Genomic DNA, 15,726 nt, shown 5'->3' on the forward strand with positions numbered 1-15,726 from the left:
TGCAAGTACTTCGGCTTCAACGAGCGCCTCAGTAAGTGCAAGTGAATCTGCCTCCACGAGTGCATCAGTTTCAGCAAGTACGTCCGCTTCAACGAGTGCTTCAGTGAGTGCAAGTACGTCCGCCTCGACTAGTGCGTCCGTATCCGCAAGTACGTCAGCGTCTACGAGTGCGTCAGTGTCTGCCAGCACGTCCGCCTCAACGAGCGCGTCCGTAAGCGCAAGTACGTCAGCGTCCACAAGCGCATCAGTATCCGCAAGTGAATCCGCGTCAACAAGTGCGTCTGTGTCAGCAAGCACGTCCGCCTCAACGAGCGCGTCAGTATCTGCCAGCACATCGGCGTCCACAAGCGCGTCAGTGTCTGCCAGCACGTCAGCGTCGACTAGCGCTTCAGTATCAGCAAGTACGTCCGCGTCGACAAGTGCTTCAGTGAGTGCAAGTACATCTGCATCGACGAGTGCTTCAGTGAGTGCAAGTACGTCCGCATCGACGAGTGCTTCAGTTTCAGCAAGTACCTCAGCTTCAACGAGCGCGTCAGTTTCTGCAAGTACGTCCGCATCGACGAGTGCTTCAGTTTCAGCAAGTACCTCAGCCTCGACTAGCGCATCAGTGTCTGCCAGCACGTCCGCCTCGACTAGTGCGTCCGTATCCGCAAGTACGTCAGCGTCTACGAGTGCGTCAGTGTCAGCAAGCACGTCCGCCTCAACGAGCGCGTCAGTTTCAGCAAGTACCTCAGCCTCGACTAGCGCATCAGTGTCTGCCAGCACGTCCGCCTCGACTAGTGCGTCCGTATCCGCAAGTACGTCAGCGTCTACGAGTGCGTCAGTGTCAGCAAGCACGTCCGCCTCAACGAGCGCGTCCGTAAGCGCAAGTACGTCAGCGTCCACAAGCGCATCAGTATCCGCAAGTGAATCCGCGTCAACAAGTGCGTCTGTGTCAGCAAGCACGTCCGCCTCAACGAGCGCGTCAGTATCTGCCAGCACATCGGCGTCCACAAGTGCGTCAGTGTCAGCAAGTACATCAGCTTCAACGAGCGCGTCTGTATCCGCAAGCGAATCGGCTTCAACCAGTGCATCCGTAAGTGCAAGTACATCCGCGTCGACAAGCGCGTCTGTATCAGCCAGTACGTCAGCTTCCACGAGCGCATCCGTAAGTGCAAGTGAGTCAGCGTCGACGAGTGCGTCTGTAAGTGCAAGTGAATCAGCCTCAACGAGCGCGTCAGTTTCAGCAAGTACGTCCGCCTCCACGAGCGCGTCAGTGAGTGCAAGTACGTCAGCATCGACGAGTGCGTCAGTGAGCGCAAGTACGTCCGCTTCAACGAGTGCGTCAGTAAGCGCAAGTACATCCGCGTCCACTAGTGCGTCAGTATCTGCAAGTACGTCCGCGTCCACTAGTGCATCTGTAAGTGCCAGCACGTCCGCGTCCACTAGCGCATCAGTGAGTGCCAGCACGTCCGCGTCGACGAGTACGTCAGTGAGTGCAAGCACGTCAGCATCGACGAGCGCATCTGTATCAGCAAGTACGTCCGCCTCAACGAGCGCGTCAGTGAGTGCAAGTGAATCAGCTTCAACGAGTGCGTCAGTAAGCGCAAGTACATCAGCTTCAACGAGCGCATCTGTATCAGCAAGTACGTCCGCGTCCACGAGTGCATCTGTGAGTGCAAGCACCTCAGCGTCTACTAGCGCGTCAGTCAGCGCAAGCACCTCAGCCTCAACGAGCGCGTCGGTAAGTGCAAGTACCTCAGCATCAACCAGTGCGTCGGTATCCGCAAGCACGTCCGCGTCCACGAGTGCATCAGTAAGTGCAAGTACGTCCGCGTCCACGAGTGCGTCAGTATCTGCAAGCACCTCAGCCTCAACGAGTGCGTCAGTAAGTGCAAGCACGTCCGCCTCGACGAGCGCGTCAGTATCTGCAAGCACATCTGCATCAACGAGCGCATCTGTATCTGCAAGTACTTCAGCGTCGACGAGTGCGTCTGTGTCTGCGAGTGAATCAGCCTCGACAAGTGCGTCCGTAAGCGCAAGTACGTCCGCATCGACGAGCGCGTCGGTAAGTGCCAGCACGTCCGCGTCCACGAGTGCGTCAGTCAGCGCCAGCACGTCCGCTTCCACGAGTGCATCCGTATCAGCAAGTGAATCTGCCTCGACGAGTGCATCAGTAAGTGCAAGTGAGTCTGCTTCCACGAGTGCCTCAGTTTCAGCAAGCACGTCCGCCTCGACGAGCGCGTCAGTCAGCGCAAGCACCTCCGCTTCCACGAGCGCGTCGGTATCCGCAAGTACGTCCGCCTCGACAAGTGCGTCAGTTTCAGCAAGCACGTCCGCGTCGACGAGTGCATCAGTAAGTGCCAGCACCTCGGCTTCAACAAGTGCGTCTGTATCTGCAAGTACGTCTGCGTCGACGAGTGCCTCAGTTTCAGCAAGCACATCTGCGTCTACCAGCGCATCTGTATCCGCAAGTACATCCGCGTCGACGAGTGCATCAGTAAGTGCAAGTACGTCCGCATCGACGAGCGCATCAGTCAGCGCAAGTACCTCAGCGTCCACGAGCGCCTCTGTATCAGCAAGTACGTCTGCATCAACGAGTGCCTCAGTAAGCGCAAGTACGTCAGCCTCAACCAGTGCATCTGTATCAGCAAGCACATCTGCATCAACGAGCGCGTCTGTGTCTGCGAGTGAATCTGCATCGACGAGCGCGTCCGTAAGTGCAAGTACATCAGCGTCAACTAGTGCCTCAGTGAGTGCAAGTGAGTCAGCTTCAACTAGTTCATCTGCGAAAGCGAGTGAATCAGCGTCAACTAGTGCCTCTGTATCTGCAAGTACGTCCGCGTCTACTAGCGCATCAGTGAGTGCAAGCACGTCCGCTTCAACGAGTGCGTCAGTGAGTGCAAGCACGTCTGCATCGACAAGTGCGTCAGTGAGTGCAAGTACGTCCGCCTCAACGAGTGCCTCAGTAAGTGCAAGCACATCGGCCTCCACGAGCGCGTCGGTAAGTGCAAGCACATCGGCATCAACGAGTGCGTCAGTGAGTGCAAGTACGTCCGCCTCAACCAGTGCATCTGTATCTGCGAGCGACTCAGCTTCCACTAGCGCCTCAGTAAGTGAAAGTACCTCAGCTTTAACGAGTGCATCCGTATCAGCAAGTGAGTCCGCGTCGACTAGTGCGTCCGTAAGTGCAAGTACGTCTGCGTCCACGAGCGCGTCAGTATCTGCAAGTGAATCCGCGTCGACGAGTGCATCAGTGTCTGCAAGTACCTCAGCTTCAACGAGCGCATCCGTATCAGCAAGTGAGTCCGCGTCTACCAGCGCGTCCGTAAGTACAAGCACGTCCGCGTCGACTAGTGCGTCCGTAAGTGCAAGCGAGTCCGCTTCAACGAATGCGTCAGTAAGTGCAAGTGAATCAGCATCAATCAGCGAATCGACTTCAGTTCAGGCTTCTGCCTTAGCGTTGGCAAGTATATCTGCTTCAGTAAGTGCTTCAGAATCCGCAAGTGCTTCGGCTAGTCTGTCTGGTTCAGAAAGTGCTTCGATTAGTGATTCTCAGTCAATCAGCGAGTCGACTTCACTGAGCACTAGCACATCAGTCTTGCATAGTCAGCTGGATCTGGTTCATGAGAAGGAATTCTACTCACTCAGCCTTTCTACAAGTGAGTCACTGTCAGCAGCGGTCAGCCTCAGCGAGCTTGCCCGTGTCAGTCAGTCTGTATCAGAAAGCCTGTCTACGAGCCTATCAGCTAGTCAGAGCACATCTGAAAGTCTGTCTGCTTCAGCAAGACAGTCTGAGTTGGATCTGATTTCCAGAGGTCGTTTGCCACAGACAGGGGAAACGGAGAGCAAGGCTTCCATCCTGGCTCTGGGCTTAGGAGCATTGGGCTTGGCCTTCAAGAGACGTAAAAAGAAAAGCGACTCTGAGGAGTAGCAGTAAATAAAGCCAATCAGTTTATCTTTCAGTCTGTTGATAGTTTGCTCAGTGAGTGAACTCTAGGAAGTGGTAGATAAAGCAAACCATGAAGGAAATCATGACATTATTTCTAGCGCTTGCTTGCAAAAATCCCATGCCAATGACTGGTAAAAATAAACGGATAGGCTATAGAAACAGGAAGTTTTGACAACTTCCTGTTTTTTTGACAATTTAGTAGAAAAAAAGTGTCCTTTATTCTGCAGGAAAATCCTTGAGAATATAGATTTTTTGGACAATATTTTATATAATATCAAGTATAGAATTGATGTTTAAGAGTTTATGAAATGAAAGAGTAAGGGAGAAAATGAAAACGATAGTTTTAGTTGGGGATCAGGCCTATCAAGAGCAAGTTTCGACTGCAATTAAGTCGATTTTGTATTACAATAAAAATGCAAAAATCTATGTTTTCAATCAAGGATTAAGTGACGAATGGTTTCATGAATTTAATGAGCTGGCCGAGCAGCTGGATAGTGAACTAATTAATATCAGCTTGGACCAAGTGATGATCAGTCCAGAGTGGCTGACTCAGGACCATATCAGCTCAGCAGCCTATGCTCGCTATTTCATTCCGCAGTTTGTAGCAGAGGACCGTGTCCTTTATCTGGACAGCGATCTGGTGGTCAATAGAGATTTACAGCCTTTATTTGCTATTCCTATGGAAGGAAAGCTTGTGGCTGCGGTTGGAGATGCTGGAGGTTATGGCTTTAACTCTGGCGTTCTGCTAATTGATAATCTAGCTTGGAAAGAAAGGCAGCTGCAGGAGATCTTTATCAAGGAAACGGACCGCATCATGGGCTTGGTTCAGTCTGGCCAGATGGAGGATTTTAACGGCGATCAGACGGTTTTAAATCATGTGCTGGCTCAGGATTGGCTGCCCTTGGATAAGATTTACAATCTGCAGGTAGGCCATGACTTAGTGGCCTTTTACAGCGGCTGGAATGGTCATTTTGAGCTGGATCAGGAACCTCTGATTATCCACTATACGACCTTCCGCAAGCCTTGGAACTCGGAAGTTAGCTATCGCTACCGTCAGCTTTGGTGGGACTTTCATGCCTTGAGCTTGGCGGAGATTTCAGCCCATCATCGGGGAGAGTTTGAGATGCAAGACCGTTGGGAGAAGGCAGCTCTGAACTGCATGCTCCTGACAGATGTACAGGAGCTAGAGCAGATAGAGTTTTTAGCCCAGTCCTTGCCTAGCGTCCATTTTTATATAGCCTGTTACACAGATATGGGAGATTATCTGCGTTCTTTGGATCGCTATGAAAATATTCATCTCTATCCGCAGGTTATCCATGCAGTGCTGGATGAGCTCATTGATAAGTGCCAGGTCTATTTGGATATTCACCATGGGAACGAGCACTATGAACTGAGTAGTCGTTTCAAGGCACTTGGCAAGCCAGTTCTGGCTTTTGACAATACTAAGAAAAATGAAAAGGAAGAACTGGTCTATCCCCATGAGCACCCTCAGGAGATGGTGAGAAAGCTGCGCAGTCTGATGAAAAAAGAGAAGCCGCAGGCCTTTCGGGCTGTGGTGCTGGCTGCTAATGCTGCCTATAGTGAGCAGGTCTTAACCACCATTAAGTCCATCGTCTGCCACAATCGCTTTATCAAGTTTTATGTCATCAACAGTGACTTTCCAACAGAGTGGTTTGTCAGCATGCAAAAAAAGCTGGCCAAGCTGGACTGCCAGATCGTCAATGCTCGGGTGGATGGCAGTCATATTAGTCAATATAAGACAAATATCCATTATTCAGTTTTTTTGAGATATTTTACGGCTACTTTTGTAGAGGAAGATCAAGCCCTTTATTTGGATTGCGATATTGTAGTAACACGTGATTTATCAGACATTTTTGCAGTTGATCTAGGTTCCTATCCGCTTGGCGCGGTAAGAGATTTGGGTGGAGAAGTTTACTTTGGCGAGCAGATTTTTAATTCAGGTGTTTTACTGATTAATGTAGACTATTGGCGTGAAAATGATGTAGCAGGTCAATTGATTGAGATGACTGATAACTTACATGATAAAGTTACTCAGGATGACCAAAGCATTCTCAATATGCTCTTTGAAAACCGCTGGATGGAGCTGCCTTTTGCTTACAACTGCATTACGCTGCACACGACTTTTTCGGACTATGAGCCAGAAAAAGGTCTCTATCCGCCTGTGATTCACTATCTGACCGAGCGCAAGCCTTGGAAAGAGTACACCCAGTCTATCTATCGTGAGGTCTGGTGGTTCTATCAGGGACTGGATTGGTCGGATATGCAGGAGCCAGTCGGAGCCCTGACTCAAAAGATGGTGGAAGGGGAAGATGGCTCAAGCCTGTCCTGCCTAGTCTACACCTACTCTTGTGAACTGATGCATATCAACTATCTGATTCAAGCCCTGCCTGCCTGTCATTTCTACATCGCTGCACCGGTAGTGGTAGCAGAGCCAATCACGCGTCTGCTCCAGTATCCTAATGTCAGCGTCAGTTCAGATATAGCGGGCATTCCGGCTCTCTTGGAGTCGCTGGAAGCCAAGTCTCAGCTGCTGCTGGATATCAATGCCGGTGATGAGGTAGGGGACATTATTGCTCGCTTTAAGTCTGCCGGCAAGCCAGTCTTTGCCTTTGATAGTACAGTCCATGGCCAGCAGGGGCAGGAAGTCTTTCCAGCTGATAATCCTGAAGCCATGGTGCAGGCTATTGAGAAACTAGCCTTGGCCGAGCCTGAGGAGCGGCAGATTTCTGTACTCTCTATTGACCAATCGCTGGATTATCTCTTGGAGAAAGGTGCTTCAGTAGTTCGCTTTGGAGATGGGGAGATGGATTTGGTTGCGGGCCGTAGTATCGTCTATCAGGATTTTGATCCAGAACTGTCAGCGCGCTTGAGAGAGATTATGTCTATGGAGAGCGATGAGCGTTTGATGATTTGTCTGCCCGATGTCTTTACAGGACTGGAACGCTATTCCATCGATGCCCAAAATTTTTGGAGTCTAAATCATTTGCCACATTTTCTTGAGAAATATAAAAATATTTGCCGAGCACCTTGGTACGGCTCAACTTTTATTTCCCGGCCTTACATCGACTTGGAAGATAAGACGCCGTCTGCGGGCTATTTTGCAAAGCTCAAGCAGCTATGGAAGGACAAGGACCTCTTGATCGTAGAGGGCTTGACTTCTCGCTCTGGTGTGGGCAATGACCTCTTTGATGGGGCTAAATCCATCAAGCGGATTATCTGTCCTTCGCGCAATGCCTACAGCAAGCTGGAGGCCATCAAGCAGGCTGTTCGAGAGCAAGCGGATAATCGTCTGATTTTGACCATGCTGGGTCCGACGGCCAAGGTCTTGGTCTATGATCTGGTTCAGGAAGGTTATCGAGCGCTGGATATTGGGCATATTGACTCAGAGTATGAGTGGTTCCAGATGGGAGCTAGCCACAAGGTCAAGCTGTCGCACAAGCATACGGCTGAGCACAACTTTGATCAGGATATTGAGTTTAGAGATGACCAGGCTTATGACAGTCAGATTGTTGCCAATCTGGCTCAGGAATGAAGATTAGAAAAAGAGTATGAAAGTTAATATTACCAATCTATACGGTATGTCTGGCCAGAGTACGGCCTTGATTGCCCAGAATGATGTGACCAAGCTCGCCAAGCAGCTGGGCTTTAATGAACTGAGTTTTTATTTTTACGATATTTACAGCGACAGCCAGTCGGAGCTCAGTCGGCGTCTGGACGGCATCATGGCTAGTGTGGGTTATGGCGATGTGGTTATCTATCAGTCTCCGACTTGGAATGGCCGGGAGTTTGACCAGGCCTTTATCAGCAAGCTGAAGATTTTGCAGGCCAAGCTGATTACCTTTATCCATGATGTACCGCCGCTGATGTTCCCGTCAAACTACTATCTGATGCCGGAGTATATCGATATGTACAATCAGTCAGATGCGGTCATCGTGCCTTCTGAGCAGATGCGGGATAAGCTAGTGGCAGAGGGGCTGACGGTGGACAAGATTTTGGTCCAGCGCATGTGGGATCATCCCTATGATTTACCCCTACACCAGCCTCAGTTTGCGCCTAAGCTGTATTTCGCGGGAAGTGTGGAGCGGTTTCCGCATCTGATCAATTGGTCTTATGCTACGCCACTGGAGATTTTTTCGCCTGAGGAAGAGTCAAATCCAGAGGCCAATGTCAGCTATCGCGGCTGGGTCAGCCGGCCAGAGTTGCTTTTGGAGCTGTCCAAGGGTGGTCTGGGGCTGGTCTGGGGTGTCGAGGAAAATCCAGCAGACGAGCCGGAATACTACGGTCTCAATATCTCTCATAAGTCTGCCACCTATCTGGCAGCTGGGATTCCGGTCATCGTCCCTTCTTACCTGTCCAATGCAGAGCTGATTCGCGAGCGCGGTCTGGGCTTTGTCGTAGACAGTCTGGAAGAGGCCAGTCGGATCGTAGAAGGTCTGACTGCCGAGGAGTATCAGGCTATGGTCGAGCGGGTTAGAAAGTTCTCTTTCCTGCTCAAGGAAGGTTATTTTAGCAAAAAAGTCTTAGTAGATGCGGTGATGGAAGTCTTATCTTAGAGCTTTTTCAGCCATCGTCATGAGGAGTCAGTGTGAAGTCATTTTTTAAACCAGTCATTATCAAGAAGTTTCTGTGGACCTTATTTTTCTTATTTATCTATGTCTTGGGAACCAAGCTGACCCTGCCTTTCGTCGATATGAGTAAGGCAGCTGCTATGGACGGAACCTCTACGACCTTGAACTATGCGACAGCCCTGATGGGGGGAAATCTGCGCAGTATGTCGCTCTTTTCTGTCGGCCTGTCTCCTTGGATGTCCTCTATGCTGATCTGGCAGATGTTTGCTGTGTCCAAGCGCCTAGGCCTGAGCAAGCTCCCTCTGGAAGTACAGGAAAGGCGGCGGATGCTGCTGACCTTGGTCATTGCCTTGATTCAGTCCGTGGCACTGGTTCTAAATCTGCCCCTGCAAGAAGCAGGTGGGGTGGATATGACTACGATTATGGTCTTAGATACCTTGGTCTTGATGGCTGGGACTTACTTTCTCATTTGGCTGACGGATTTGAATGCTGCTATGGGACTTGGCGGCTCCATCATGATTGTCATGGCCAGCATGATTGCCTACATTCCGCAGGATATTTGGAACTCTATTCAGGAGCTGAAGATTTCTTCACTTTGGCTAGCCTTGATGCTGGTTTTCAGTCTAGTCTTTCTCTATCTGGCTGTTACAGTTGAGCGGTCTAAGTACCGAATTCCAGTCAATAAGATCAATATCCATAACCGTTTCAAGAAATACTCTTATCTGGATATTCGTCTGAATCCTGCTGGTGGGATGCCGATTATGTACGCTATGACCTTGGTCAGCATTCCCCAGTATTTCCTTTTGATTATCCACTTTCTTCAGCCGAACAATCAGCTGATTGAGCAGTGGATAGAAGCGCTGTCTATGGGAAGTCCAGCTTGGTTTATCCTCTATCTGTTGACTATTTTCATCCTGGCGCTGGCCTTCGCCTTTATCAATATCAGTGGCGACCAGATTGCCGAGCGGATGCAAAAGAGTGGAGAGTATATTGAAAATGTTTATCCGGGAGGAGCAACCCGCCGCTATATAAATGGTTTAGTGACCTATTTTGCACTAGTGGGGGCTTTCTATCTTATCCTGATTTCTGGCCTACCCATGATAGTGGTGCTTCTGGACATTCGCTATCTGCGGCTCAGTATGATTCCGGGGATTTTTATGATTTTTATCGGGATGGTCTTTTCTATTAAGGACGAGGTGGATGCCTTGACGCTTAATGACCGTTATCGTTCATTGTTGTAGGAGAAACTATGTATTACTTTATTCCTTCATGGAGTGGCAGTGGGGATCGGATTTGGCACCGGGATATTATCCCTTGGTACCGCTCTATGCAGCGACTGGAGTTTGATGACTCGATTCATCAGATTCGGATTTTTCAAAGTGAAAATCTGCCAGTCCAGCTGCTTTTGCCAGCTTATATGCCACATGCCCGCTATCTCTTGCATCGGCAGGATATTTTTGAGACGGACTATTACTCGGTCTTTGATGAGATTCAGGGAATCCAGTCTAAAGAAATGCAGGTCTTGCAAATCAAGGATCTGGACTGGGAGCCAGACTGCGAGTTTGTCTATACGCCCTTTCTAGTCATGGTCCGCAGGCAGGGACAGCTCTATGCCCATGTCGAGTTTGGAGTAGAAGGCTTTATCAGCTTCATCAAGTTTTTCAAGGATGACCAACTGGAGAAGTTTTATATCTTTGATGATCGGGGCTTTGTCTCCAGTATTACCTACTATGAAGAGGGGCAGCCCCTTTATCAGGACTACCTACAGCCGGATGGTGACTGGCGGATTCGTGAGCATCTCAAGCCTGACGACGGTCGGGTAGAGGTCAACCCTGCTTACTTACTGGACTTTGATAAGCTGGAGTATGAGAGGATGCCAGACTTAATCTTGGAGAAATTAGGCCATTATATCGAGCGCAATGCAGGAGCGGACAGCCGGTTCGTCCTGGCAGCGCATCCCTTATACACTCAAGCCATTTTGCGCTTATTGCCCAAGAATGTTCAAATCATTCTCAGCTTTTTCCACGAGCGAAATCATACAGTGGATTGGTCAGCTTTAGAAGCAGATTTGCAGCAGGCAGATTTAGTCTTGACTGATCGTATGGATTTCAAGAAGGCTATTCAGCGCTACCTGCCTAGACAGGCTCAGAAGGTGCACTACTTGTCGCCTTTTGATACTCGTCTGCAGCTGGGCAAGAGCCAACGCCGTCGTGAATCCAAGATTTTTTATCAGATTAATCTGGAAGAAGGGCTTAATGACTATGCCATCTTCAAGGTTCTCCACTATGTGGCCAAGCATCCGGATACGGAGCTGACTATCGGTGTTTACAATGCCTGGCATGAAGGAATCCAAAAGGTGGAGACCAAGGTACAGGAGGTTATTGATGAGTATCTGAATCAATATGAATTTGTCAAGAATTACCGCCGCAGTGAGCAGGCTGAGAATGCCCTGCTGGAAAATCAGGAGCAGGATCTCCGTTTCACCATTAAAAATATCACGGACGAGCTCAGCTTGATTCAGGAGCTGGATGATACACGTTTAATCATCGACCTGAGTGAGCAGCCAAATCTCTATACACAAATTGCTGGGATTTCTGCCGGGATTCCGCAGATCAATCTGGTGGGCTCGGATTATGTGACCCATCTGCAAAATGGCTATATCTTGGACTCTATCTCTGATGTTCCGACTGCTGCAGACTATTACTTGGAAGGTTTGAAAAATTGGAACCAGGCCCTGATTTATTCCATTGAAAAAATCCATCATAACACTGGTCTGGAGCTGATTGGCCGGTGGGAGCAGTGGCTCAAGGAGGCTGAGAATGCAAAATAAGCTGAAAATCTTACAGATTGGCTCAAGCGACTGGAGCAAGGAGCTTGCTATTCCAGACAATATGGCCTGGTATTATTTCTTTCCTAACTCCAATCTAGCCATCAAAAAGGTCATGGAGATGGATAAGATTGGCAAGTTTGATGCGATTCTGGTGGACGATTTGCATCGGATCCCAGATTTGTTTATGATTGAGGCCAAGATTATCCCTTATACAGTTTTCTATGATCGGGAACAGGAAACCCAGGAAGCGGATATTGAGTACTTCCTCAAGCGTCACTGCGCTCAGCCAACGGATATGAGCGATCGAGCTGATCTTATCCGCAAGCTGTCCAAGTCTCTCTTTTCCGGCCAGTATGGTGACAAGATGACCCCGCTTGATATGGTGGTCAGCCCTGGATTTCACGGGAAGATTTGCTACAATGGCTATGAAAATCTAGAGCTGGAAGGTGACTTTGGTCAGGACTTTCAGTCAATCCTGTCTTGGAAATACAATATTATAGCCAACAAGTTCAATCCAGTTGAACTCTGGCTTGAATATGAAAAGTCAGGCAGCTGTGAGCTGCGGCTGCGCCTCTATAATATCCAAGAAGGTTCGACTGCAGACATCGCTCGCGAGACTATTTTCGCAGAAGAGGACATGCGGGAATCCATGGTTCTGGACAATGACTTTACCTCCTATCTGGGAGTCAGTTTAGAGGCTAGAGGAGTGGGACGGATTCAGGTTGGTGCTCTGCATCAGCGCCTGACCCGCTTTGAGTTTGGTAAGTATGTTCTGGGCGGGAAGATTTTTCGTGATAGTCACCGTCAGGAGATTAATTACTTCTTTTATCCGGGAGATTTGAAGCCACCTTTGGCTGTTTATTTCTCTGGTTACCGTCGGGCGGAAGGCTTCGAGGGCTTTGGAATGATGCGCAGTTTGGGCTGTCCTTTTCTCTTGTTTTCTGATCCGCGCGTGGATGGCGGTATGTTTTATCTGGGCAGTCAGGAGCTGGAGAGCAGTATTCATAAGATTATCCAAGAGCATTTGGACTTTCTGGGCTTTACCGAGCGGGATTTGATCCTATCGGGCATGTCTATGGGGACTTACGGTGCGGTTTATTACGGATCAGAGTTTCGTCCGCGAGCTATTGTTTTGTCCAAGCCCTTGGGAAATCTAGGCACTATTGCCCAACGTGGTCGTTTACGCCTGCCCGAGGTCTTTCCGACGGCTCTAGATGTCCTTCACCGTCACACAGGTGGCAAAGATAAGGAGCATGTAGAGGAGCTGAATCAACGCTACTGGCGTAAGTTTGAGAAGGCTGATTTCAGCCGGACGACCTTTGGTATCGCCTACATGAAGGAAGAAGACTATGATCCGACGGCCTATGAGGACCTGGTAGCGGCTCTTCATCTTACCGAAGCTAAGCTGATTAGCAGAGGTGTCCCTGGACGCCATAATGATGACTCCACTATAGCCATATCTTGGTTTATGAATTATTATCGAATGATATTGGAAAAGGAATTTGGGAGAAAGAAATGAAGATTCAAAAAAGAAAGGGCATATACTGGGGAGAGCTGAGAGGGGTTTCGGCAGCTGGTAAAATGACTGACTTTACCTATCTTTACGGCACTACCCTTATTATTCATTCCCCTTCACATATATTTTTTGAAAATAAACTGATGGCCTCCGGCCAGACCATCCATGAATGGTCTTCCAAATGGAACTATCAGCGAGACCGGCAGGTGCCTGCTCTCCCCTTGCTCAAAAAGGGAGCTCGCTATTGCCTGTCTAGAGATATGACCACCTATCCTGAATCCAGCGTCTTTCTGAAAATCATCTTCTTTGACCGCTATGAGAAAGAAATCAGCAATCAAGTGGAGCGTTCGGAGAGTATGATCTTTACCTACCCAAACGAAGCCTATAGCTATAAGGTTCAGCTGCTGAGTGCAGGAGTTGAGTCCTTGGAGTTTCATTGCCTAAACATTGACCAAATCATAGAGGAGTCTGATGATTAAAAATCATTTTCAAATTCAGCGCTTAAAGAAAATCTTAGCCAAAGTCAAGAGTTTTGAGTCAGAAATGGCTGGCTTGTCAGACGCTGACCTACGAAAGAAAACTCAGGAATTTAAGGAGAGACTGACCGCAGGTGAGACTTTAGACGACTTGCTGCCGGAGGCTTATGCTGTGGTGAGGGAAGCGGACAAGCGGGTGCTGGGCATGTTTCCCTACGATGTGCAGGTCATGGGGGCGATTGTTCTCCATGAGGGCAATGTCGCTGAGATGGCTACAGGGGAGGGCAAGACTCTGACAGCTACCATGCCGCTCTATCTTAATGCCCTGTCTGGACAAGGAGCTATGCTGGTGACCACCAATACCTATCTGGCCCTGCGGGACGCTCAGGAAATGGGGCAGGTCTATCGTTTTCTTGGGTTGACTATTGAGGCAGCGGTGGTAGCTGATGGGTCTGGAAATTTGACGCCCAAGCAGAAGCGGCTGATTTACCAGGCGGATATTGTCTATACGACCAATAGTGCCTTGGGCTTTGACTATCTGATTGAAAATCTAGCAGAGAATAAGGATAGCCAATATCTTAGTCCTTTCAACTATGTCATTATAGACGAGATTGACTCCATCCTCTTGGATAGCGCTCAGGTGCCTTTGGTTATCTCTGGTGCTCCTCGGGTTCAGTCAAACTTCTATAGTATCATGGATACCTTCATTACGACTTTGAAAGAAGACGAGGACTACCACTACGATGACGAGAAGAATGAAGTCTGGCTGACGTCGAAAGGTATTCTGGCAGCGGAGTCTTTTCTTGACTTGGAGCATCTTTTTTCTAAGGAAAATCAAGAGTTGGTCCGCCACCTCAATCTAGCCTTGCGGGCTCACAAGCTCTACAAGAAGGACAAGGACTATGTTGTTCGTCAGGGTGACAAAGAAGCAGAAGTTGTACTTCTGGACCGCGCAACCGGCCGTCTGCTGGAAATGACCCGGCTTCAGGGAGGCCAGCACCAGGCCATTGAGGCCAAGGAGCATGTCAAGCTGACGGAGGAAACGCGGGCCATGGCTTCCATCACCTATCAGAATCTCTTCCGGCTCTTCCGGAAAATCTCTGGTATGACCGGGACCGGCAAGGTGGTGGAGAGCGAATTTATGGAGACTTACTCCATGTCTGTCATCAAGATCCCGACCAACCGGCCAGTGATTCGGCAGGATTTACCAGACCAGCTTTACCAGACCCTGCCAGAAAAAGTCTTTGCTTCATTGGACGAGGTCAAGCACTACCATGCTCAAGGCAATCCACTCTTGATTTTCACCGGCTCAGTGGAGATGTCAGAGATTTACTCATCCCTACTGCTGAGAGAAGGAATCGCCCACAATCTGCTCAATGCCAACAATGCGGCGCGTGAGGCACAAATCATCGCTGAGTCTGGGCAGAAAGGTGCAGTGACGGTGGCGACATCCATGGCCGGCCGCGGTACGGATATAAAGCTGGGACCAGGTGTCGCTGATTTGGGTGGTCTCGTGGTGATTGGTACGGAGCGGATGGAGAACCAGCGGATTGACCTACAGATTCGTGGCCGTTCAGGCCGCCAAGGTGATCCGGGGATTAGTAAGTTTTTCATCTCGCTAGAGGATGATCTGCTCAGGAAGTGGGGGCCAGATTGGCTCAAGAAGCTCTACAAGGACTATTCAACTGAAGAAGTTCAGCAGCATCCAGTCCAGCTGGGACAGCGCCGCTTTAGACGCTTAGTAGCTAAGGCCCAGAGAGCTAGCGAAAGCAGTGCCAAGATGTCCCGTCGGATGACGCTGGAATATGCCCAGTGTATGAAGATTCAGCGGGAGATTACCTATGCTGAGCGCAATCGCTTGATTCAAGCTGAAGAGCGGATTGATGAAGAAATCAGCCGTGTCCTCAGTCAGGTCATTCATCAGGCGGCCTATGAGCAGTCCTATGAGACGCGGGCAGACCTCTATCGCTTTATTTTAGACCATTTCAGCTATCATGCTGAGCGTATTCCTTATGATTTCGATATTTATTCGCCGGAGAAAATTGCAGAGCTCTTGCAGGATATTGCCGAGCAGGAATTGCAGGTAAAGAAAGCCTATCTCAAGTCTGACAAGCTCTTTACCCATTTTCAGCGGGTCTCCGTTCTCAAGGCTATTGATGAGAACTGGGTCGAGCAAGTGGACTATCTGCAACAGCTTAAGACAGCCTTGAGCGGTCAGCATTTCTCTATGAAAAATCCTCTGGTAGAATATTATCAAGAGGCTTACGATGGATTTGAATATATGAAGGAGCGCATGAAGCAGCAGATTGTCAAGAATCTTTTGATGAGTGAATTGGCACTCAACCCTAAAGGAGAAGTCATCATGTACTTCCCGTAAGACGAGG

Annotated in this window: 7 protein-coding genes and 1 pseudogene; all 8 read left to right on the forward strand. The window is 49.2% G+C overall.

What is annotated here, in order from left to right:
• Positions 1-565: 565 nt before the first annotated feature.
• Positions 566-3,913: pseudogene (locus FKX92_RS11210) on the forward strand (LPXTG cell wall anchor domain-containing protein); the annotation flags it as partial.
• Positions 3,914-4,259: 346 nt separating this feature from the next.
• Positions 4,260-7,484, forward strand: a complete 3,225-nt coding sequence (locus FKX92_RS11215; protein ID WP_149566340.1) for an SP_1767 family glycosyltransferase — start codon at positions 4,260-4,262, stop codon at positions 7,482-7,484.
• Between the two features lie 16 nt (positions 7,485-7,500).
• Entirely contained in the window at positions 7,501-8,505 is a 1,005-nt protein-coding gene (locus FKX92_RS11220; RefSeq protein WP_149566341.1) for a sugar transferase, read from the forward strand.
• A 32-nt stretch (positions 8,506-8,537) separates the two neighbouring features.
• Positions 8,538-9,761 (forward strand): accessory Sec system protein translocase subunit SecY2, encoded by a 1,224-nt coding sequence (gene secY2, locus FKX92_RS11225; protein ID WP_061592759.1) that lies wholly within the window; start codon positions 8,538-8,540, stop codon positions 9,759-9,761.
• 8 nt (positions 9,762-9,769) lie between these two features.
• Positions 9,770-11,350: an accessory Sec system protein Asp1 gene (gene asp1 / locus FKX92_RS11230; protein WP_149566342.1), complete on the forward strand. Its 1,581-nt coding sequence runs from the start codon at positions 9,770-9,772 to the stop codon at positions 11,348-11,350.
• Entirely contained in the window at positions 11,340-12,869 is a 1,530-nt protein-coding gene (gene asp2, locus FKX92_RS11235; protein WP_002906889.1) for an accessory Sec system protein Asp2, read from the forward strand. The genes asp1 and asp2 overlap by 11 nt, the downstream gene beginning before the upstream one ends.
• Positions 12,866-13,345, forward strand: coding sequence for an accessory Sec system protein Asp3 (gene asp3, locus FKX92_RS11240; protein WP_002906887.1), 480 nt, complete (start codon positions 12,866-12,868; stop codon positions 13,343-13,345). The genes asp2 and asp3 overlap by 4 nt, the downstream gene beginning before the upstream one ends.
• Positions 13,338-15,719: an accessory Sec system translocase SecA2 gene (secA2, locus tag FKX92_RS11245; protein WP_149566343.1), complete on the forward strand. Its 2,382-nt coding sequence runs from the start codon at positions 13,338-13,340 to the stop codon at positions 15,717-15,719. Before asp3 ends, secA2 begins: the two co-directional genes overlap by 8 nt.
• Positions 15,720-15,726: the final 7 nt, after the last annotated feature.

The organism is Streptococcus sanguinis (assembly GCF_008329445.1).
Lineage (GTDB): Bacteria > Bacillota > Bacilli > Lactobacillales > Streptococcaceae > Streptococcus > Streptococcus sanguinis_O.

Coding starts and splice junctions, on each gene's coding strand:
- FKX92_RS11215 (WP_149566340.1), top strand. CDS start 4,260: ATGAAAACGATAGTTTTAGTTGGGGATCAGGCCTATCAAGAGCAAGTT.
- FKX92_RS11220 (WP_149566341.1), top strand. CDS start 7,501: ATGAAAGTTAATATTACCAATCTATACGGTATGTCTGGCCAGAGTACG.
- asp1 (WP_149566342.1), top strand. CDS start 9,770: ATGTATTACTTTATTCCTTCATGGAGTGGCAGTGGGGATCGGATTTGG.
- asp2 (WP_002906889.1), top strand. CDS start 11,340: ATGCAAAATAAGCTGAAAATCTTACAGATTGGCTCAAGCGACTGGAGC.
- asp3 (WP_002906887.1), top strand. CDS start 12,866: ATGAAGATTCAAAAAAGAAAGGGCATATACTGGGGAGAGCTGAGAGGG.
- secA2 (WP_149566343.1), top strand. CDS start 13,338: ATGATTAAAAATCATTTTCAAATTCAGCGCTTAAAGAAAATCTTAGCC.